Genomic DNA, 20,989 nt, shown 5'->3' on the forward strand with positions numbered 1-20,989 from the left:
GGCCGGCCGACTCCGCTCCCTCGCCCCCGGCTCCTGATCCCTCTCAGTACTTCGCGTTCTTCGGAACCGTGATCTGCTGCTCCGACCACCCCATCCGAGTGGTCGCCTCGTAATTCACCGTCGTACCGGCGGTCAGTCCCGCCTCGCGGGCGATGGCCGAAGGGGCGGTCAGCACGGTCTCCTCGGACAGCAGAGCGCCGGTGGACGGATTCACCACCAGGCGCTGCTCGACCCCGCCCAGCACGGTCGCCGAGTCGACGGGCAGGGTGACGGCCATCCCCTTGCGCCCCAGCGAGTCGGTGGCGGAGGGCTGGACACCGATCCCCGGCAGCTCCGCCAGCACGCGGTACGCGGCGGCCCGGGTCGCCGGCTCGACCGGCATGGTGATGAGGTCGGCGGTGTGGCGCAGCATCCACGCGGTGCGGCCGGCGCTGGTCTCAGCGCCCCCTTCCTGTGCGTACAACCGCTCCAGTTCGGCGCTCAACTTGTCGGCGTCGGTCGGGAGTTGACGTAGCTCCTGGTAGGAGACGTTCTTCGGGCCGAGCGCGTAGATCTTGTCGTCGGCGTTGGTGTGCATGACGGTCGGCGTGCCGGACCCGACGGTGTAGCCGAGCCGCATCCGCCCGTCGGCGCTCGCCGGACCCTCCACCTGGCGGGGTGAACCCGCCGCCGCCCACGCCTTCTTGTCCGCCGTCGTACGCGGCTCCGTCCTGGCGTCGAGCCCGGACAGCATCAGGCTCTCGGTCCCCGGCCGGACCCCCACCGACCACTCACCGCCCGCGGTGCTGCGCAGGGTGTAGCGCCGGCCCTTGTCCCCGACGACGTCCACGTTCACCGTCTGGGTGGTGACCTGCCAGTACGTGCCCTCCGCGGCCGGACTCCCCGCCGCCTTCGCGACACCGAGCAGCTCCATACGACCGTTCACCGCCGTAGCGCTCGCGGACGGCGACCGGGTGTCCGCGCGGGCACTCGCCGTTCCGTCCGACTGCTGCTGTACGAGGGAGACGACCACGATCGCCGACGCGGCGACGGTCGCGACCGCGCCGAGCGGCAGGAGCCGGGGGCGCAGCCAGGCCAGGGGGTGCGGTCCCGCGGTCCCCTCGCGGGCCTCGGCCGTGATGCGGGCCAGGTCCTCGCGCTGGCGCCGGGAGCCGGCCAGCAGCACCGGGTCCAGTTCGTCGGGGCGGGCGTCCGCGAGCGTCTTCATGACGTCGCGCCGCGCGGAGCGTTCCTTCGTGTTCTTCATGCGAGTACTCCTTCGGGGTCGGTGCGGCGCGCTGCCGGGGCGGGCGGAACGGGCAGGGCGTCCAGCGCCCGCTCCAGCCGACGGCGGGCCCGGTGCAGCCGGACGGTCAGGGTGGCGGTGGCGCAGCCCAGGACGCGCGCGGCGTCCTTGGGGCTCAGTCCGTGCCAGGCGATCAGCGTCAGCAGTTCGCGGTCGGCCTCGGACAGACTCGCCAGGGCCTGCAACGCGGCCTGCCGGTCGATCACGCCGGTCGCCACGTCCGCCGCCTCGGCCCCGCCGCCGCTGCCGATGCGCTGTGCCTCCCGCGCGGCCAGGGCGTACTGGTGGCTGTCGCGGCGCCGCAGCTCCCGCACCAGATTGCGGGCCACGCCGAGCAGCCAGGGCAACTCCGGCTGCGGCAGATCCCGCATCCGTCTCCACGCCACGGTGAAGGTCTCGCTGGTGATGTCCTCCCCGACCTGCCGTCCCACCTGGCTCGTGGCGTAGGCGAGTACGCGCGGATAACACTCCTCGTAGACGTCCCGGAAGCGTTGGGCTTGAGTCACGCGCCGTCCCTTCGTGTCGGCTCTGTCACCGAGGAATGGGTGGGGCGGCCGGGTTATTACAGGGCGAGGAGATATTCGCGGTTCAGGAAGCCGGGTCGGCCCAGCCGTCAGCCGCGCCGCAGCGCACGCGAACACCAGCCGATGATCAGAGCGTTGACCAGTGCCCCGAGCGCGACGGCGACGACGACCATCGCGACGCCGTCCGGCAGTACGAGCAGCACGAAGCTGAGCGGTGCGGTGGCGAGCAGCGGGATGACACCCGCCATCGACTCGTCCGAGCTGTCGGTGAGGCTCACGATGAGCGCCCACGCGAGCAGGACGGCGCAGAGGGCGAGGTAGCCGAGGGCGACGACGTCACCGAGGTAGTGGCGCAGCCGTCGGGGCAGGGAAGGGGACGGGGGCAGGCCGGATCGGCCGGTACCGGTGCCGGTCACAGGGGTCTCCTTGAGTCGGGGGCTGATCAGAGCTGGAGGCCGGGTCAGAGGTGCGGGCCGGGTGGGTTCGGGCGGGTCAGGCCGAGGTCGTAGGCGAGGATCGTCGCCTGGACGCGGTCACGCAGGCCGAGCTTGCGCAGCAGCGCGTTCACGTGGGACTTCACCGTGCCTACGGTGATGCCGAGTTGCTCGGCGATCTCCGCGTTGTTGAGGCCGGTCGCGAGCAGGGCGAGGACGTTGCGCTGGCTGCCGGTCAGGGTGTCGAGTTCGCGGGGGCCGCTGCCGGGCCGTGCGCCGGTGACCGGGCCGGCCGCGTAGTGGCCGATGAGTCGGCGGGTCGCGGACGGGGCGAGGACGCTCTCGCCGGTGGCCACCACCCGGATGCCGTGCAGGAGTTCGGAGGCGTGCACGTCCTTGAGGAGGAACCCGGAGGCACCGGCGCGCAGCGCGTCGAAGACGTACGCGTCGAGGTCGAAGGTGGTCAGCACCAGGACCCGGGGCGCGTTCTCGCGGCCGGTGATGATCCGGGTGGCGGCGATGCCGTCCAGTTCGGGCATGCGTACGTCCATGACGACGACGTCGGGCGCCAGTTGCTCGGCGAGCCGGACCGCGGCGACACCGTCGGCGGCCTCGCCGACGACCGTCATGTCGTCCTCGGCGTCGATCACGGCGGCGAACCCCGCCCGGACGATGCCCTGGTCGTCGACGACCAGCACCTTGAGGCTCATCGTTCCCTCTCCTCGTCGGCCGGTGCGAGCGGCAGCCGCAGGCCGACCGTGCCGGGCGGCCCGGCGGTCAGTGTGCCGCCGAGCGGCGCGATCCGCGCCGTCAGCCGCTCTCGTACGGCGGCGCCCGGCACCCCGGTGGCCGTGAGCGTCAACGTACCGTCGGCCGCGTCCAGTTCGAGCAGCGCCGGTTCCGCGCCGCCGGCCGCGAGGACCGTCTCGGCGGCGTGGTAGGCGGCCAGGTCGACGGCGGCGGGCAGCCGTTCGGGCACCCGGTCGGTGAGCCGGATCTCGACGTCACGGCCGGTGGCCCGGCACTGGTGGGCGAGCAGGTCGAGGGCCTGGAGGGTGGGCTGCGGGCGCAGCTCCGGCTCTCGCTCGCCGTCCCGGACCGTGTCGAGCAGGGCGCACATCGCGGCCAGTGCCTCACGGGCACGGGTCGCTGTCGCGTCGAGCCGGCCCGCCTGTGCCTCCGCGATCATGTCGGCGGTGCGGGCCAGCACGGTGGTCTCCAGGCCGGCGGCGATTCGCCGGCGCTCGGCCCAGGCGTCCCTCACGGCGGCCTCCGTCCAGGTGGCGAGGCGCTGCGTCTGCGTGTCCTGAGCTGCCCTCTCGCGCTGCCGTTTCAGGGTTCCGATCCAGTGGGCGGCGACGATCACCAAGGACACGCCGGTTGTCGCGAGGAGGATCACCGCCCAGGTGGGGAGGGTTGTGCCGCGGTGGAGGACGGCGATGGTCAGGGCGGTGGTGTGGAAGACCGCGGCGGCGATGAGAAAGGCGGAGACAGGGACTTGAGGCAGTGCGTACCTGCGAGCCGGTGGGGGCTGGTCGCGCCCCGCGGCGGAGCCGCAGATCGATACGGCCCCGCGCCCCGTGAGAGCCGCCAGCGCAACGCAGGTTGGCACCATGCTCAGCGTTGGTGGCAGCAACACTCGGCCGCTGTAGTCGCCCACGGCCATCGCCATCGGCCACAGCGGCGCCAGGCCCAACAGCGCACCCTGCGCGAACCGTGGTGCCCGGCGCAGCCACAGCAGGGCGACCGCCTGGGCCGCTGCCAACAGGGCGAAGAGCACGCCCGCCGAGACGTGCGAGCCGGATGACGTCGTCTCGTCCCGGATCACCAGTACCGGAAGCAGGGGCTGGGCGAACAGGCCGAAGGCAGCGATCACTTGGGCCAGGCGGTAGCCCCGGGGCACGGTCGGCTCGATCGGGGCGGTGGTGCGGCCGGGCAGGACGGCGCTCACCTCCCAACCCCCCTCCGCCGTCGGGCCGCTGGTCAGGGTGCCGCCCGCCTCCCGGGCTCGGGAGCGCAGGAAGCCGGTGCCGCGTCCGCCGCCGAGCCCCGCGCCGTGCGCTGCCGCACCGGCCGGCGAGGGCGCGCTGGTGACGACGATGTCGGTACGGGTGTCGCCGTAGCGGCACAGCACCGTCGTATGGGCGCCCGGGGCGTGCCGGGCCACGTTGGTGAGCGCCTCGCGCACGATGCCGTACGCCGCGTCCGCGACGGCGCCGTCCGGGAGGGGGTCGATCTCGAAGTCGACGGGTTGGTCGAGTCGGCGGAACCCGGCGACGAGGGCCCTCAACCGCTCCTCCGGGGAGGGGAGTTCCTCCCGCGAGGGGGCCGGTGCCCGTACCGCGCCGAGGGCCCGGGTGACCTCACGACCGGTCTCGACCGCGAACTCCAGGGCCTCGTCGGCCAGTTCGGGGCGCCGTTCGCGCAGTCCGGAGGCCGCGCCCGCGGTGACCACCACGGCGGTCAGATGGTGGGCGCTGACGTCGTGCAACTCCCGTTCCATCCGGCGCCGTTCGACCGCCGGGAGCCGGTGCCGCTCGGACTCGGCCCGCTTCAGCAGGGCGTCGGCCGTCTGCCGCGCGTGCCGCCGGCGTCGTACGAACAGGCCCGCGCCGCACGCGACGGCGTACAGCACCGCCGTCAGGGCGAGGTCGAGTCCGTCGCGGTCGCTGAGGCCGTGCAGGGTGATGCCCTGGACGAGCTGCCAGGCGGCGAGGGTCACCACGCACAGCACGGCCGTGAAGGTGTCGCGTTCGGTCGCCACCGTGAACAGGGCCAGCGCGACCCCCGCGGTGCCCAGGACCGCCGTACCGCCGGTGGGCAGCGGCCCGGCGCCGAGCGCGCAGGCGACGGCGATCACCATCAGGGCGACCACCGGGTAGGTACGGCGCAGCGCGAGCGCGGCCGTCACCGGGCCGGCGACCAGGGCGGCCACCAGCAGGGCGGACCCGTCCGGGACGGTCCCCCGTGCGAGCGCGGCTCCGGGCCAGACCGCGGCCTGGGCGCAGATCAGCAGGACCGGGAGCAGCCGGTCGTCGGTTCGATTCATGACGGATCAAGGCTATGGGCGTGGGCAGGGGGCCCGGCTCAGGCTGAGGGGGGATTCGCGTCTCTTACCTGGGTTGCAGACGCGGCCCGCGGCCGGTCCCGACTGTCCCTGGGTGGACGGCCGGCGGCGCTCTCTACCTCCGGTTCCAGACGCCAATCGTCCCAGCGCCCGAGGACCGGGGCAGGCCCCCGGACCTAGGCTCGATCACATCGAGGAAGCGCCGGACCAGCGCTTCCACCAGCGGCTTCCTGCCGCGTGACTCACCCACATACACACAGGGGGATCTCCCATGACCAAGCGCGTTCTCGTCTCCTCGTTCCTCGCCGTCGTCGCCGTCGGCGGCATCACCGCCGGCGGTGTCGCGATGGCCTCCGCCGCCACCGAACCGACCCTCACCCACGGCTCCGCCCGCTACGTCCCCCCGACTGACAGCCGCGCCGGCACCTTCACCTACACCGCGGACGTCAGCGACGACTCCGGCATCCGCGGCCTCAACGTCGTTGCCTGGCCCGCGAGTTCGGAACTCGCCCCGACCGAGGCGGACCTGCGGTACGTGGACGCCGCCAAGTGCACCCGCACCTCGGACGAGACCTCCCGCTGCGCCTACACCTTCAAGGTCACCAAGAAGGAGGCCGCCGAGGCGGCCAAGGGCACCTGGAACGTCTCCGCGCTGCTCACGGCCAAGGACGGAAACACGCTCCACGTCCCGGACGCGGCCACCTTCGAGATGAAGGGCTGACCTGACGGCAGCGCCCCGGCCCCGGTATCGGCAGCACGCCGGTGCCGGGGCTTCGCCCTGTGGATAACCTGCACGCATGACCACCGACCTGGCCCTCCTGTCCCGCGTCGCCTTTCGCGGCCGGGAGATCACCGCGCCCCGGCTGCGCGGGCTGTTGGCGTTGTTGGCGGAGGACTTGCGGGGTGGGTGCAGTACGGGGCGGTTGGCGGAGGGGTTGTGGGGGGACGACGGGGTGCCGGAGCGGCCGGGGAAGGCCGTGCAGGTGCTGGTGTCGCGGGTTCGGGGGCAGTTGGGGGCCGACGTCGTCCTCAGTACGCCTGCCGGGTATCGGCTCGGGCTGGACGCGGGGCAGGTCGACAGCTCCGCGCTGGTGTTGTTCGAGGCGGGGAGTGCCGAGCGGGCGCGGGGTGGGGATCACGCGGGGGCGTTGGCGCAGGCCGAGGCCGGGCTGGCGCTGTGGGACGGGAGTGTGGGGGCCGGGGCCGGGGAGGATCTGCATGATCCGGTGGTCGCGCTGCGCGTCGCCCGGGTTCGGACGTTCCGTGCGCTGGTGCGGTCCCGGGCGCTCGCCTTGGCCCGGTTGGAGCGGCGGGAGGAAGCGGTCGCCCCGCTGAACGAGTTGGCGCTGGAGGTGCCTCGGGACGAGGAAGTGCTCGCCGAGTTGCTGCGGTGCGAGGCGGTGACCGCCGGGCGGGCCGCGGCGCTGGGGCGGTACGACGCCTATCGGCGCGGGTTGCGGGAGGAACTGGGGACCGATCCGGGGCCTGGACTCCGGTCCGTGTACCAGGAGTTGCTCCGCGCGGACGCGCCGCCGGTCCGGCACGACGTGCCGCACGAGCCGAATCCCCTGCTCGGCCGGGACGCCGACATCGCCGCCGTCGGCGCGCTGTTGCGGGAGGCCCGGGTGGTCACCGTCGTCGGACCGGGTGGGCTGGGCAAGACCCGTCTTTCGCACGCGGTGAGCCGGGCCGCCGCGCAACCGGTGGTGCACTTCGTGCCGTTGGCCGGTGTCACCTCCGACGCCGACGTGGCCGGTGAGGTCGCCTCGGCCGTCGGTGCCGGGGAGGGCGGGCGGTTCGCCGGGGGCGGGGACATGGTGAGCGGCATCGTCGCCGCACTGGGCACCGGCCCCGCCCTGCTGGTGCTGGACAACTGCGAGCACGTCGTCGACGGCGCCGCCGACCTCGTACAGGAACTGGTGTCGCGGTCCAAGGAGTTGCGGATCCTGGCCACCAGCAGGGCGCCGCTGGGGCTGAGTTCGGAGTCCGTGTACGCGCTGCCGGAGCTGTCCCTGGCCACCGCCGTCGAGCTCTTCGAGCAGCGGGCGCGGGCCGCGCGGCCCGGTGTGGAGCTGGACCCCGAGCGGGTCGCCGAGATCTGCCGGCACCTGGACGGGCTGCCGCTCGCCGTCGAACTCGCCGCCGCCCGCGTGCGGGTGCTGTCCGTGGCCGACATCTCGCGCCGGCTGCTGGACCGCTTCGCGCTGCTGCGCGGCGGCGCCCGGGACGCTCCCGAACGGCATCGCACCCTGCGGGCCGTGGTCGACTGGAGCTGGAACCTTCTGGAGCCCGACGGCCGGGCCGCGCTGCGCGCCCTGTCGGTGTTCCCCGGCGGCTTCTCCGAGGAGGCCGCCGAGTACGTGCTCGGCGAGAGCGGCGACGCACTGTTCCTCCTGGAGCAGCTCGCCGGCCAGTCCCTGCTGAAGGTGGGCGACAGCCCCGCCGGCGTCCGCTTCCATCTCCTGGAGACGCTACGGGAGTTCAGCGCCTCCCGCCGCGCCGAGGCCGGCGAGGAGGACGTGGTCACCGACCGATTCCTGCTCTGGGCCCGGGACTTCGGGCGGGCCCACCACGACGTCCTGTTCGGCGCCGAGCCGTTGCCCGCCTGGAACCGCATCCGCGCCGAGCGCGACAACCTCGTCCTGGCCCTGCGGTACGCGCTGGCCCGCGCCGACGGCCCCACCACCGCGGCCGTCACCGCCGTACTGGCCTCCCTGTGGGTCACCGACTCCAGCTACGCCCGGGTCGTCACCCTGTGCGCCGAGACCGGCGGCCCCCTGTCCCACTTCCGTCCGGACCCCGACAGCCCCGAGGACATGGAGACCGCCCGCACCGCGGCCACGATGTGCGCGGGCGCCCTCTTCATGGGCCTCGGCCCGCACGCAATACGGCAACTCGTCACCGTGCGCCGGCTGCCGCCCGCCCCGCCGGACACGGTCGTGCGCGCGATGGCCGTAGTGCTGAGAGCCACCCCGGACATGCGCCCGCCCCACTACGAGCGCCTCCAGGAACTGTGCGCGTCCGACGCGCCCCTGCTGTCGGGCATGGCCTGGGGCGTCCTCAGTTACGTCTGGGAAGCCGAGCACGAGACCGAGCGCGCCCTGGAGTGCGCCCGCCGGATGCCCGACACCCTGGGCAAGTTGGCCAATCCGGCCATGCAGCTGCTCAGCCACGGGCGGATCAGCGAACTGTGCATGCAGGCCGAGCGGGGCGCGGAGGCGTACGACCATCTGCGGGCCGCACTGCGCACGCTGGAGGAGTTCGACGGCTGGCCGGACTCGATCGGCGTCCGCTGGGGCCTGGTGCTCGCCTGTCTGCAGCGCGGGCAGGTCGACGAGGCGGAGTACTGGCTCGGGCTCGCGGCCCTGGACCAACAGCCGGAGTCCGCCCGGATCTACGCCCCCGATCTGGCCGCCCGCGCGGAGATCGCGCTGGCCCGGGGGCTGTCCGAGGTCGGGCTCGGGCTGTGGCGCCGGGCGGTGGACCGGATCCGGGAGGACAGCGCGCTGCTCGCCCTGCGCGACGGCGATCCGTTCGTCGACCCGTGGGTCCTTGAGGTGCAGTCGGCCGCGGTGGCCGCGCACGCGCAGCAGGGGCGGCTGGAGCCGGTGGCGGCGCTGGCGGGGCGGTTGCGGGAGCGGATGCTCGGCATGCTGTCCAACTCGGCCGGTTCTTCCGGCACTTCGGGCTCCTCCGGCTATTCGAAGAACGGCTCCTCGGAGGACGGCTCCTCGGGCAACGGCACTTCGGAGACCGGCTCCCTGTCGGACAGCTCCCCCCTTGAACTCCAGGTCTACGGCACGGTGTTGACCGCCCTCGGCTTCGCCGGACTCGCCGGCGGCGACCCGGCCGCCGTACGGCTGCTGGCACTGGCGGGACGGATGCCGGCGGTACGGGAGTTCCCCACCCTGTCCTCGACGCGGTCCCGGCAGGTGGCCGAGAACGCCGACAGGGCGGCCTACGACGACGCGATGTCGACGTACGCCACCCTGAACCGGGAGGAGCTGCGGGCCGCCGCACTGCACGAGCTCAGTGCCGCGGCTCGCGGTTGAACTTGGCCTTGGACCACAGGTAGCCAAGGACGGTCATGCCCAGGCACCAACCGACGGCCAGCAGTGCGTTCTTGGTGCCGATCTCGGTGCCGAGGAGCAGCCCGCGCAGGGTCTCGATGGCCGGCGAGAAGGGCTGGTACTCGGCGAACCAGCGGAACCAGCCCGGCATGGCGTCCACCGGCACGAACGCGCTGGACAGGAAGGGCAGCATCACCAGCGGCGTACCGATGTTGCTGGCGCCCTCGGGGTTGGGGCTGATCAGGCCGATACCGACCGCGAGCCAGGTCAGCGCGAGGCTGATCAGGGCCATCAGGCCGGCCGCCGCGATCCACTCCACCGGCGAGGCGTCGGGCCGGAAGCCGATGGCCAGTCCGATGCCGAGGACGAGCACCAGCGCCATCATCGTCTGGATCACGCTGCCGATGACGTGGCCGATCAGCACAGAGGCGCGGGAGATCGCCATGGTGCGGAACCGGGCCATGATGCCCTCGGTCATGTCGGTGCACACGGCTACCGCGGTACCGAGCGAGGTCATGCTCACGGTCAGGCAGAGAATGCCGGGCACGAGATAGGCGACGTACTCGGAACGGTCCGCGTGACCGCCCGTGAGGCCCGCGCTCATCACGTCGCCGAAGACGTAGACGAACAGCAGCAGCAGGATGACCGGGGTGAGCAGGAGGTTCAGGGTGAGGGAGGGGTAGCGGCGCGCGTGCAGGAGGTTGCGCCGCAGCATGGTCATGTTGTCGCGGAAGGCGTAGGTGGCGGTGCTCATCGGACGGTCTCCTTGTCGGCGGCGGAGTCGGTGGATGCGGCGGTGTCGGTGGAAGCGGTGGTGTCGCCGGAGGCGCTGACGGGGTTGCCGGTCAGGGCGAAGAACACGTCGTCCAAGTCGGGGGTGTGCACGGAGAGTTCGTCGGCCTCGATGCCGGCCGCGTCCAACCAGTCGAGAACGGCGCGCAGTTCGCGCTGGCTGCCGTCGCTGGGGATCTGCAGGGTGAGCGCCTCGTCGTCGCGGGTGGTCTCGCGCAGGGCGGTCGCGGCCCGTTCGTACGCCATCGGGTCGGCGAACCGCAGCCGTACGTGACCGCCGGGGACGAGCCGCTTGAGCTCGGCGGCGCTGCCCTCGGCGACCAGCTTGCCGCCGTTCAACACCGCGATGCGGTCGGCGAGTTGGTCGGCCTCCTCCAGGTACTGGGTGGTGAGGAAGACGGTGGTGCCGCCGGAGACCAGCTCGCGGATGATCTGCCACATGGTGTGCCGGGAGCGCGGGTCCAGACCGGTGGTCGGCTCGTCGAGGAAGATGATCCGCGGGCTGCCGACCAGGGTCATGGCGATGTCGAGGCGCCGCTTCATGCCGCCGGAGTAGGTGGACGCGGGCTTGTTCGCCGCCTCCACCAGGTCGAAGCGCTCCAGGAGTTCGGCGGTGACGCGCCGGCCCTCGGCCTTGGACAGGTGGTGCAGGTCGGCCATGAGGAGCATGTTCTCCTCGCCGGTGATCAGCCCGTCCACGGCGGAGAACTGACCGGTGACCCCGATCGCGGCCCGCACGGCCTGCGCCTCGCCGGCGATGTCGTGCCCGTCGATCCGCGCCTGCCCGCCGTCGGCGGAGATCAGCGTGGACAGGATGTTGACCACCGTCGTCTTGCCGGCGCCGTTGGGGCCGAGGAGGGAGAAGATCGTGCCGGCGGGCACCTTGATGTCGATACCTTCGAGGACCGTCTTGTCCCCGTAGGACTTCCGCAGCCCGGTGGCCACGATCGCGGGTTCTTGGTTCGTCGTCATGGCGCAGAGCTTGCGGCCGGGGCGGTTCAGAACGGCTTCAGTGCGGTTTCAGCGGGCCGGGCGGCGGCTTCAGGGCCGTGAAACCGGGGCCGTCGGGGCTCAGCCCTCGAACCGATACCCCATCCCCGGCTCGGTGATCAGATAGCGCGGATGCGAGGGATCCGTCTCCAGCTTCCGCCGGAGTTGGGCCATGTAGACGCGCAGGTAGTTGGTCTTGTTGCCGCGGGTCACGCCCCACACCTCCTGGAGCAGGTGTTTCTGGGTGATCAGGCGGCCCGGGTTGGTGATCAGGATCTCCAGGAGGTGCCATTCGGTGGGCGTGAGCCGGATGTCCCGGCCGTCCCGCACCGCCCGCTTGGCGAGCAGGTCGACGGTGAAGTCGGCCGTCTCCACCAGGGTCGGTCCGGTGTCGGCCGGGACCTCCTCGGTGCGGCGCACCGCCGCCCGCAGCCGGGCGAGGAGTTCGTCCATGCTGAACGGCTTGGTGACGTAGTCGTCGGCGCCCGCGTCGAGCGCCGCGACCTTCTCGTCGGAGGCCTGCCGGGCCGACAGCACCAGGATCGGTACCCGGGTCCAGCTCCGCAGGCCTCTGATGACCTCGACCCCGTCCATGTCGGGCAGGCCGAGGTCGAGGACCACCACGTCGGGCCGGCCGGTGGCCGCCAGCCGGAGGGCCGTGGCGCCGTCGGGCGCCGCGTCCACTCCGTACCGGCGGGCCCGCATGTTGATCGCGAGCGCTCGTACGAGCTGGGGGTCGTCTTCCACGACCAGCACCCGGGTCATCAATTGCCCTTGGCCACAAGGTCCTTGAGGGAGATGTTGATTTCGAGGACGTTGACCCGGGGCTCGCCCATGAAGCCGAGGGTGCGGCCCTCGGTGTGGTTCTTCACCAGCTTGTCCACCTGGGCGAGGGAGAGGCCGTTCTTCTCGGCGATCCGGTGCACCTGGAGCTCGGCGTAGGCCGGGGAGATGTCCGGGTCCAGACCGGAGCCGGAGGAGGTGACGGCGTCGGCGGGCACCTGGGAGACCTTGACGGTGTAGCCGGGCACCGAGTTGTCCTTGACGACCGCCGCCTGGGCGTCCTTGACCTGCTGGATGAGGTCCTTGTTGTCGGCGGAGAGGTTGGTGGCACCGGACAGGATCAGCTTGTACCGGGTGTTGACGCTGTTGGCGCCGAGCCCGTTGGCCGGGCGGCCCTGGAACCACCGCAGATCCGCGTCCGGGGTCTCCTGCCCCTTCTTCAGCGGGAGGTTGTAGGACTGCCCGATCAGGGAAGAACCGACCACCTTGCCCTCGGACTTGATCTCGGAACCGTTCGCCTTGTTGTTGAACAGCCCCTGGGCGATGCCGGTGACGACCAGCGGATAGATGACGCCGGTCACCAGGGTCAGCAGGAGCAGGGCGCGCAGGCCCGCCCCGAGCAACCGGGCTGTGTTGGATACGGAGTTGTTCATGGCGATCAGCCGATTCCGGGGATGAGTGAGATGAACAGGTCGATGATCTTGATGCCGATGAACGGGGCGATCAGTCCGCCGATGCCGTAGATGGCGAGGTTGCGCCGCAGCATCCTGTCCGCGCTCACCGGCCGGTACTGCACACCCCGCAGGGAGAGCGGCACCAGCGCGATGATGATCAGCGCGTTGAAGATGACGGCCGACAGGATCGCGGAGTCCGGCGAGGACAGGTCCATGATGTTGAGCTTGTCCAGGCCCGGGTACACCGCCGCGAACAGCGCCGGGATGATCGCGAAGTACTTCGCGACGTCGTTGGCGATGGAGAACGTCGTCAACGCGCCCCGGGTGATGAGGAGTTGCTTGCCGATCTCGACGATCTCGATGAGCTTGGTCGGGTTCGAGTCGAGGTCGACCATGTTGCCGGCCTCCTTCGCGGCCGACGTACCGGTGTTCATCGCCACGCCGACGTCCGCCTGCGCGAGGGCCGGCGCGTCGTTGGTGCCGTCGCCGGTCATCGCGACCAGCTTGCCGCCCGCCTGTTCCCGCTTGATGAGGGCCATCTTGTCCTCGGGCGTGGCCTCCGCGAGGAAGTCGTCGACGCCCGCCTCCTCGGCGATCGCCTTGGCCGTCAGCGGGTTGTCGCCGGTGATCATGACGGTCTTGATGCCCATGCGGCGCAGCTCGTCGAACCGCTCACGCATGCCGTCCTTGACGACGTCCTTGAGGTGGATGACGCCCAGCACCCGGGCGCCCTCGGTGTCTTCGACGGCCACGAGCAGCGGCGTGCCGCCCGCCCCGGCGATCCGCTCCGTCAACTCCTGCGCCTCGGCGGTGACATCGCCGCCCCGCTCGCGCACCCAGGTGATCACCGAACCGGCCGCGCCCTTGCGGATCTTGCGCCCGTCCACGTCGACGCCCGACATCCGGGTCTGCGCGGTGAACGCGACCCACTCGGCGTGCGCCAACTCGCCCTGGTGGCGCTCGCGCAGACCGTACTTCTCCTTCGCCAGTACGACGATGGAGCGGCCCTCGGGCGTCTCGTCGGCCAGCGACGACAGCTGGGCGGCGTCCGCGAGTTCGGCCTCCGTGGTGCCGCGCACCGGCACGAACTCCGAGGCCTGGCGGTTGCCCAGCGTGATGGTGCCGGTCTTGTCGAGCAGCAGCGTGGAGACGTCACCGGCGGCCTCGACCGCACGGCCCGACATGGCGAGGACGTTGCGCTGCACCAGCCGGTCCATGCCCGCGATGCCGATCGCGGAGAGCAGGGCGCCGATGGTGGTCGGGATGAGGCAGACCAGCAGGGCGACCAGCACGATCATCGTCAGGTGGGTGCCCGCGTAGTCCGCGAACGGCGGCAGCGTGGCGACGGCCAGCAGGAAGACGATGGTCAGCGAGGCCAGCAGGATGTTCAGCGCGATCTCGTTCGGCGTCTTCTGCCGGGCCGCGCCCTCCACCAGGCTGATCATGCGGTCGATGAAGGTCTCGCCGGGCTTCGTCGTGATCTTGATGACGACGCGGTCGGAGAGGACCTTCGTACCGCCGGTGACGGCCGAGCGGTCGCCGCCGGACTCACGGATGACGGGCGCGGACTCGCCGGTGATCGCCGACTCGTCGACGGAGGCGACCCCTTCGACGACGTCGCCGTCGCCGGGGATGATGTCGCCGGCCTCACAGACGACCAGGTCGCCGATCCTGAGCTCGGTGCCGGGCACCTGCTCCTCACGGCCGTCCACCAGCCGCCGCGCGACGGTGTCGGTCTTGGCCTTGCGCAGGGTGTCGGCCTGCGCCTTGCCGCGGCCCTCGGCGACCGCCTCCGCCAGGTTGGCGAAGATCACGGTCAGCCACAGCCAGGCGCTGATCGTCCAGCCGAACCAGTCGCCCGGGTCCTTGAAGGAGAAGACGGTGGTCAGCAGGGACCCGACCCACACCACGAACATCACGGGCGACTTGACCATCACCCGCGGGTCGAGCTTGCGGACCGCGTCCGGCAGCGACCGGACGAGCTGCTTGGGGTCGAACAGACCCGCGCCGACTCGGCTCTCGGCTGGCTTGTGCCCGGTGGGTACGTCGCTGTGCGGCGCCCGGGTCGGAGTGGCAGTGGACATCGAGTCCTCTTGGTTCTCTATACGGGTGCTCATGACGCCAGCCCCTCGGCCAGCGGTCCCAGCGCCAGGGCCGGGAAGTACGTCAGACCGACGATGATCAGGATCGCGCCCACCAGCAGGCCGGTGAACAGCGGCTTCTCGGTGCGCAGGGTGCCCGCGGTGACCGGGATCGGCTTCTGCTGGCCGAGCGAGCCGGCCAGCGCGAGGACGAACACCATCGGCAGGAAGCGGCCCAGCAGCATCGCGAGCCCGAGCATGGTGTTGTACCAGTCGGTGTTCGCGTTCAGACCGGCGAAGGCCGAGCCGTTGTTGTTGGCCGCCGAGGTGAAGGCGTACAGGACTTCCGAGAAGCCGTGCGCCCCCGAGTTGAGCATCGAGTCCGGCGGGGTGGGCAGCGCCATCGAGATCGCGGTGAAGACCAGCACCAGGGCCGGGGTGATCAGGATGTAGACGGCGGCCAGCTTGATCTCGCGGGAGCCGATCTTCTTGCCCAGGTACTCGGGGGTGCGGCCGACCATCAGACCGGCGATGAACACCGCGATGATCGCCATGATCAGGATGCCGTAGAGCCCGGAGCCGGTACCGCCCGGCGCGATCTCGCCCAGTTGCATGCCCAGGATGGTGATGCCGCCGCCGAAGCCGGTGAACGAGGAGTGGAAGGAGTCCACCGCACCGGTCGAGGTGAGCGTCGTGGACACCGCGAAGATCGACGAGGCGCCGACCCCGAAGCGGGTCTCCTTGCCCTCCAGCGCGCCGCCGGCGATCTGCAGCGCGCCCTCGTGGTGGGCGAACTCGGTCCACATCATCAGGGCGACGAAGCCGACCCAGATGGTGGCCATCGTGGCGAGGATCGCGTAGCCCTGCTTCACGGAGCCGACCATGACGCCGAACGTGCGAGTGAGCGCGAACGGGATGACCAGCAGCAGGAAGATCTCGAACAGGTTGGTGAAGGGCGTCGGGTTCTCGAAGGGGTGGGCGGAGTTGGCGTTGAAGTAGCCGCCGCCGTTGGTGCCCAGCTCCTTGATGGCCTCCTGCGAGGCGACCGCGCCGCCGTTCCACTGCTGCTGCCCACCCATGAACTGGCCGACCTCGTGGATGCCGGAGAAGTTCTGGATGGCACCGCAGGCGACCAGCACGATCGCCGTGACGAAGGCCAGCGGCAGCAGGATGCGGACGGTGCCGCGCACCAGGTCCGACCAGAAGTTGCCCAGCTCACCGGTGCGCGAGCGCGCGAAGCCGCGCACCAGCGCCACCGCGACGGCGATACCCACGGCCGCGGAGACGAAGTTCTGCACGGCCAGGCCGGCGGTCTGCACGACGTGGCCCATGGCCTGCTCGCCGTAGTACGACTGCCAGTTGGTGTTGGACACGAAGGACGCGGCGGTGTTGAACGCCTGCGCCGGTTCGATCGAGGAGAAGCCGAGCGAGCCGGGCAGCACGCCCTGGATCCGCTGCAACAGGTAGAGGAAGAGGACGCCGACCACGGAGAAGCCGAGGACACCGCGGAGATAGGCGGGCCAGCGCATCTCGGTGTCGGGGTTGGCACCGATGCCCTTGTAGATCCACTTCTCGACGCGCAGGTGCTTGTCCGAGGTGTAGACCCGGGCCATGTAGTTGCCGAGCGGGATGTAGGCGAGCGCCAGCGCGCCCATGAGGGCGAGCAGCTGGAGCACGCCGGCGAGTACGGGACCCATGGCGTCTCAGAACCTCTCCGGGAAGATCAGGGCGAGGACGAGATAGCCCAGCAGGGCGACGGCCACGACGAGGCCGACGATGTTCTCGGCGGTCACAGCGACACCTCCTGGCGCCCATGAGCGAGGACGAGATAGCCCGGCAGGGCGGCGGACGCAACGAAGCCGACGCCGCCGATGAATACAGCCTCGGCGATCACAGCTTGGTCACCCCCTTGGCGACGAGGGCCACCAGCGCGAAGACCGCGAGCGTGATGACTACGAAGGCCAGATCGGCCATCGCTGACTCCTGGGATGAGGTTCGGAAAGTTGAAGGACGCTTAGAGCAAAACGCCTGCCAGACCGGTTTCGGCCACCTGTTGACGCCTCCCTTACGGCGGGCGGCGCTCCCTTGACGGGACTCTTACGAGGCTGCGTCACGGCAGCCGTAACCGCAGCCGACAGATGACTGCATCGGTGTCTCCGCGTACGGCGTGCGCGACGACCGCGCCCCGCTGGTTTGCAGCAGCCTCCCCCAGCCACAGCCGCTCCGGCTCCGTCTCGGGGATGAGCACGGTGCCGCGGGTGGCCGGCTCGGTGGCGGCGACCTCACGGACGTAGGCGGCGAGGGGGCGGCCCAGCGTGCGGTGGTCGCAGGTCAGGCGGACCAGCGGCACGCCCGGGTCCCAGTGGGCCCAGGCGCGCTCCAGGGCGTGCAGCTGGGCGCGGTCCTCCGGGTCGGGGTAGCAGACGGTCACCGCGCGGACCTCGTCGCCGAGGGAGGCGGCGGCGGTCAGCGCCTCGGAGGTGAGCCGGGACAGCGAGGAGACGGGCACGATCACCAGGGAGCGCTCGCGGTGCCGGGCCTCGGGCATCCGCCCCAGACCGAGCCGGTCACCCAGCCGGGCGTAGGCCCGGTGTACGACGCCGAACTGACCCGAGCACTGACGGACCGGCGGCGGCAGGTCCAGAAGGTCGGTGACCCACCCGGCATTGAGGTGGTCGCCGCTCAACTCCGGCCAGGAGTGAGCGCCGCCCCCGCCTGCTCCGCCAGCGTCACCGCGACCAGCCTTGCCTGCAACGGCGGTACGGGGCCCGGGCCCGGGGTGAGCATGAAACGGCCGACGTAGTGGCCGTTGCCGTAGGAGCGCAGCTCGACCTCGTCTCCGGCCCAGCCGTGGCCGCCGCTCACGCTGCCGTCCTCCCGTAGCCGGGGTGGCCGGCCCAGCAGGGTGCCGTACTCGAAGCGGCAGGCGCGCAGGCCGAGGAGGTCGATCAACTCGCCCCGGACCTGGTCGACGACGGTGTCGGCGGAACCCGGGGTCCGGGCCAGGGCGGCGATCCGGTGGATGAGCGCCAGCTGGGCCGCGTCGGTCACCGTGACGACCTCCAACCGGCGGGCGTGGGCGGCCAGTTGGGCCACGATCACGCCTACGACCAGCAGTAGTACGGCCGTTTCGACGTCTCCGGACGCGGTGATGTCGAAGGTCTCGTACGGCCGCGTGAGGAAGAAGTCGAACCAGGCCGCCGCCGACAGCGCCGCGACCACGCCCGCCGTACGGCTGCCCAGCGCGGCGACGGCGACGACCACGACGACGAGGATCAGCGCGGCGTTCGTGGACGAGAGGTGGGTGCGGAGGGGGACGAGGGCGAGGGCCACGAGGAAGGGGGCCAACAGGCTTGCGGCGAGGGCGAGTCGGCCGCGGGGCGGCCAGCTGCCCGTGCGCCCGCGTATCTGCGGCATTCTCCATGTGCCGGTGTGGATCTCGGTGCTCATGGAACCTCCTACGTCCGTTTACGTCCGGGCACCTCGCGGGTGCGGGTGCTGGTGGTCTATGGGGTGCCGGTGGTCTATGGGGTGCGGCTGGTCCATCGGGTAGGTGGTCGTCCCCGTCGTCCGTTCCGCGAACGGCAGGGAGACGACCATGGTCAGGCCGCCGCCCGGGGTGTCCTCCGGGGTGAGCGTGCCGTTCATGGCCTCCGTCAGGCCCCGGGCCAGGGCGAGGCCGAGACCGAGGCCGGTGGTGTTGTCGGTGTCGCCGAGGCGTTGGAAGGGTTCGAAGAGCCGGTCGCGGCCGGCCGCCGGAAGCCCGGGACCGCGGTCCACGACCCGCAGTTCGACTCTCCCCGCCAGCGCACTCGCGGTGACCAGCACCGGCCGCCCGGGTGGGGTGTGGCGGGCCGCGTTCCCGGCCAGGTTGGCGATCACGCGTTCCAGGAGCGGCGGGTCGGCGAGCACGGCCGGGATCGCCTCCACGTCCGCGACCACCACCTCGGGCACCTCCGAGAGCGCCATCGGCAGCACCTCCTCCAGGGCGGTGGCCCGTAGGTTCAGGGTGAGGGCGCCGGCCTCCAGGCGGCTGAGGTCGAGGAGGTTCTCCACCAACCGGTTGAGCTTGGCCATGGACTCGTCGGCGGCGGCGAGGAGTTCGTCCCGGTCCTGCGCCGAGAACTCCACGTCCCGGCTGCGCAGCGAGGTCACCGCCGCCCAGCCCGCGGCGAGCGGGGTGCGCAGATCGTGGCTGACGGCGCGCAGCAGCGCCGTACGCATCCGGTCGGCGGCCCGCACCGGCTCGATCTCGGCGGCGGCCTCGGCGAGCCGGGCCCGTTCCACGGCGGAGCCCACGTGCGCGGCGAACGCGGCCAGGACGCGCCGCTCGGAGGAGGAGAGGGTGCGTCCGCGCAGCGCGAGATGGGCGCCGGGGCCGGCCGGTACGACGGTGGCGCCCTCGCTGTCCGGACCGTCCGGCGGCTCGTCGACGAGTTCGGCGGAGTCCATGCCGAAGGTCTCGCGGGTACGTTCCAGCAGGGCCGGAATGGTCGCGCCGCCGCGCACGATGCTGCCGGCCAGGGAGGACATGGTCTCGGCCTCGGCGGTGGCCCGGGCGGAGCGGCGGGACAGTCTGAGGGAGCGGTCGACGACGGCGGCGACCGTGACGGCGACGACCGCGAAAACCCCTAGGGCGAGCAGGGCGTTGGGATCGTCGAGCGTGAAGGAGCCGACGGGCGGGATGAACCAGTAGTTGAGCAGCAGGGACGCGGTGACCGAGGCGATCAGGGCTGACGCGACCCCTCCTATGCAGGCGACGCCCACCACGGCGAGCAGAAACAGCAGGGCCTCGCTGGTGAGGTTGACCGTCCCACGCACCTGGGCGAGGACGACGGTGAGCAGCACCGGCAGCACCAGCCCCGCCACCGGTCCCGCGACCATCCGGCGCGGGGAGAGGGTGCGGCGCCGGGACGGCAGCAGCGTGCCGCGTCCCGCCCGCTCGTGGGTGACCCGGTGGACGTCGATGTCGCCGGACAGCGCGGTCACGATCTCTCCCGTACCGGGCCCGGTCAGAAACCGCTCCAGACGACCCCGGCGGCTCGTACCGAGCACCAGCTGGGTGGCGTTCTCGGCCCGCGCGAACTCCACGAGCGCGGTGGCGATGTCGTCGCCGACCACCGAGTGGTAGCTGCCGCCGAGGTCCTCCACGAGGCGCCGCTGGCGGGCGAGCGAGGCGTGCGAGACGCCGGCGGCGAGGCCGTCGCTGCGGGCCACGTGCACGGCGAGCAGATCGCCGCCGGCCGAACGGGCGGCGATGCGCGCGGCCCGCCGTACGAGCGTGTCCCCCTCCGTACCGCCGGTCAGCGCGACGACGACCCGCTCCCGCGTCTCCCACACCCGCCCGATCCCGTGCCGCGCCCGATAGTCCTGCAGCGCCTCGTCGACGCGGTCGGCGACCCAGAGCAGCGCGAGTTGGCGCAAGGCGGTCAGATTCCCGGTCCGGAAGTAGTTGGCGAGGGCGGCGTCGACCTTCTCCGGCGCGTACACGTTGCCGTGCGCCATCCGCCGCCGCAGCCCCTCCGGGGGCATGTCCACCAACTCGACCTGGTGGGCCCGGCGTACGACGTCGTCGGGCACCGTCTCGTTCTGCGGCAAGTCGGTGATCCGCTCGACGACGTCGTTGAGGGATTCGAGGTGCTGGATGTTGAGGGCGGTGACGACGTCGATGCCGGCGGCGAGCAGCACCTCAATGTCCTGCCACCGCTTGGGATTACGACCCCCGCCGGGCACATTGGTGTGCGCGAACTCGTCGACGATCGCCACCTGGGGCCGCCGCGCGAGCACGGCGGCGAGATCCATCTCCTCGAACTGCCCACCGCGGTAAGCGCGCCGGGCGCGCGGCACGACCTCCAGCTCTTCCAGCATCGCCTCGGTCCGCGGACGCCCATGGCACTCGGCGAACCCCACCACCACGTCCGCCCCCCGCGCGGCACGTCGCCGCCCCTCGTCGAGCATCCGGTAGGTCTTGCCGACCCCCGGGGCCGCCCCGAGGTAGACCTTCAGCCGTCCGGCCCGTACATCGCTCATCGCCGCCGACGCGCTCCGCTCACTGGCTCGGCCCCCATCGGTTCGACGGTTCCGCCGCTTTCGACGGTTCGACGCCGACGGGGAGGAGGGTTACTCCTCCTACGGAATCCCTTCGGGGGGCGGGGTGGGGGCCGCGTTAGCGGTTCCTTGGCGCGGGGTGAGGGGACATTGACACGGTCTTGACGCCCGCCCCGACGGAGGAGCCGGCAGGCGGTAATCGCTGGTGGACCGGCACCGCGTTACCCCGATCGGCGGTACG

Annotated in this window: 17 protein-coding genes and 1 pseudogene; 3 read left to right on the forward strand and 15 right to left on the reverse strand. The window is 71.7% G+C overall.

What is annotated here, in order from left to right:
• Positions 1-43: 43 nt before the first annotated feature.
• The 5 genes from M2283_RS10785 to M2283_RS10805 all read right to left on the reverse strand — a co-directional run bounded on the left by M2283_RS10785 (position 44) and on the right by M2283_RS10805 (position 5,292).
• Positions 44-1,246, reverse strand: a complete 1,203-nt coding sequence (locus tag M2283_RS10785) for a CU044_5270 family protein (RefSeq protein ID WP_280875914.1) — start codon at positions 1,244-1,246, stop codon at positions 44-46.
• On the reverse strand, positions 1,243-1,791 hold the full coding sequence (locus M2283_RS10790) for an RNA polymerase sigma factor (RefSeq protein WP_280875915.1): 549 nt from the start codon (positions 1,789-1,791) through the stop codon (positions 1,243-1,245). Before M2283_RS10790 ends, M2283_RS10785 begins: the two co-directional genes overlap by 4 nt.
• 107 nt (positions 1,792-1,898) lie before the next feature.
• Positions 1,899-2,225, reverse strand: a complete 327-nt coding sequence (locus tag M2283_RS10795) for an SCO4225 family membrane protein (RefSeq protein WP_280875916.1) — start codon at positions 2,223-2,225, stop codon at positions 1,899-1,901.
• 44 nt (positions 2,226-2,269) lie between these two features.
• On the reverse strand, positions 2,270-2,953 hold the full coding sequence (locus M2283_RS10800; RefSeq protein WP_280875917.1) for a response regulator transcription factor: 684 nt from the start codon (positions 2,951-2,953) through the stop codon (positions 2,270-2,272).
• Complete coding sequence (locus M2283_RS10805) at positions 2,950-5,292, reverse strand: sensor histidine kinase (RefSeq protein ID WP_280875918.1); 2,343 nt, start codon at positions 5,290-5,292, stop codon at positions 2,950-2,952. The genes M2283_RS10800 and M2283_RS10805 overlap by 4 nt, the downstream gene beginning before the upstream one ends.
• Positions 5,293-5,581: 289 nt before the next feature.
• On the opposite strand from M2283_RS10805, the gene M2283_RS10810 reads away from it, so the two are divergent.
• The gene (locus tag M2283_RS10810; RefSeq protein WP_280875919.1) at positions 5,582-6,031 is read left to right on the forward strand and encodes a DUF5707 domain-containing protein; all 450 of its coding nucleotides are present in this window, start codon (positions 5,582-5,584) and stop codon (positions 6,029-6,031) included.
• Positions 6,032-6,107: 76 nt separating this feature from the next.
• Positions 6,108-9,362, forward strand: coding sequence for an ATP-binding protein (locus M2283_RS10815; RefSeq protein WP_280875920.1), 3,255 nt, complete (start codon positions 6,108-6,110; stop codon positions 9,360-9,362).
• Here M2283_RS10815 and M2283_RS10820 read toward each other — a convergent pair.
• The 7 genes from M2283_RS10820 to kdpF form a co-directional block, all read right to left on the reverse strand.
• Positions 9,340-10,134, reverse strand: a complete 795-nt coding sequence (locus M2283_RS10820; RefSeq protein ID WP_280875921.1) for an ABC transporter permease — start codon at positions 10,132-10,134, stop codon at positions 9,340-9,342. The genes M2283_RS10815 and M2283_RS10820 overlap by 23 nt on opposite strands.
• Positions 10,131-11,144, reverse strand: coding sequence for an ATP-binding cassette domain-containing protein (locus tag M2283_RS10825; protein WP_280875922.1), 1,014 nt, complete (start codon positions 11,142-11,144; stop codon positions 10,131-10,133). Before M2283_RS10825 ends, M2283_RS10820 begins: the two co-directional genes overlap by 4 nt.
• 99 nt (positions 11,145-11,243) lie before the next feature.
• Positions 11,244-11,927: a response regulator transcription factor gene (locus M2283_RS10830; protein ID WP_280875923.1), complete on the reverse strand. Its 684-nt coding sequence runs from the start codon at positions 11,925-11,927 to the stop codon at positions 11,244-11,246.
• Positions 11,927-12,598: a potassium-transporting ATPase subunit C gene (locus M2283_RS10835; RefSeq protein WP_280875924.1), complete on the reverse strand. Its 672-nt coding sequence runs from the start codon at positions 12,596-12,598 to the stop codon at positions 11,927-11,929. Before M2283_RS10835 ends, M2283_RS10830 begins: the two co-directional genes overlap by 1 nt.
• Before the next feature lie 5 nt (positions 12,599-12,603).
• Entirely contained in the window at positions 12,604-14,736 is a 2,133-nt protein-coding gene (gene kdpB, locus M2283_RS10840) for a potassium-transporting ATPase subunit KdpB (protein ID WP_280875925.1), read from the reverse strand.
• Complete coding sequence (kdpA, locus tag M2283_RS10845) at positions 14,733-16,397, reverse strand: potassium-transporting ATPase subunit KdpA (RefSeq protein WP_280875926.1); 1,665 nt, start codon at positions 16,395-16,397, stop codon at positions 14,733-14,735. Before kdpA ends, kdpB begins: the two co-directional genes overlap by 4 nt.
• A 6-nt stretch (positions 16,398-16,403) precedes the next feature.
• A complete protein-coding gene (gene kdpF / locus M2283_RS10850; RefSeq protein WP_016434100.1) occupies positions 16,404-16,493 on the reverse strand; it encodes a K(+)-transporting ATPase subunit F in 90 nt (29 codons plus the stop codon).
• 20 nt (positions 16,494-16,513) lie between these two features.
• Between kdpF and M2283_RS10855 the strand changes: the two genes are divergently transcribed.
• Entirely contained in the window at positions 16,514-16,789 is a 276-nt protein-coding gene (locus M2283_RS10855) for a hypothetical protein (RefSeq protein ID WP_280875927.1), read from the forward strand.
• A 21-nt stretch (positions 16,790-16,810) separates the two neighbouring features.
• Here M2283_RS10855 and M2283_RS10860 read toward each other — a convergent pair.
• The 3 genes and pseudogenes from M2283_RS10860 to M2283_RS10870 all read right to left on the reverse strand — a co-directional run.
• A pseudogene (locus M2283_RS10860) lies at positions 16,811-17,305 on the reverse strand (amino acid permease); the annotation flags it as partial.
• 77 nt (positions 17,306-17,382) lie between these two features.
• Positions 17,383-18,150 carry a DUF4118 domain-containing protein gene (locus M2283_RS10865; RefSeq protein WP_348538904.1) on the reverse strand — a complete coding sequence of 256 codons (768 nt, stop codon included), beginning with the start codon at positions 18,148-18,150 and terminating at the stop codon, positions 17,383-17,385.
• An 18-nt stretch (positions 18,151-18,168) separates the two neighbouring features.
• Positions 18,169-20,730, reverse strand: a complete 2,562-nt coding sequence (locus tag M2283_RS10870) for a sensor histidine kinase (RefSeq protein ID WP_280875928.1) — start codon at positions 20,728-20,730, stop codon at positions 18,169-18,171.
• Positions 20,731-20,989 lie beyond the last annotated feature (259 nt).

The sequence above is a fragment of the Streptomyces pseudovenezuelae genome, assembly GCF_029892565.1.
GTDB lineage: Bacteria > Actinomycetota > Actinomycetes > Streptomycetales > Streptomycetaceae > Streptomyces > Streptomyces pseudovenezuelae_A.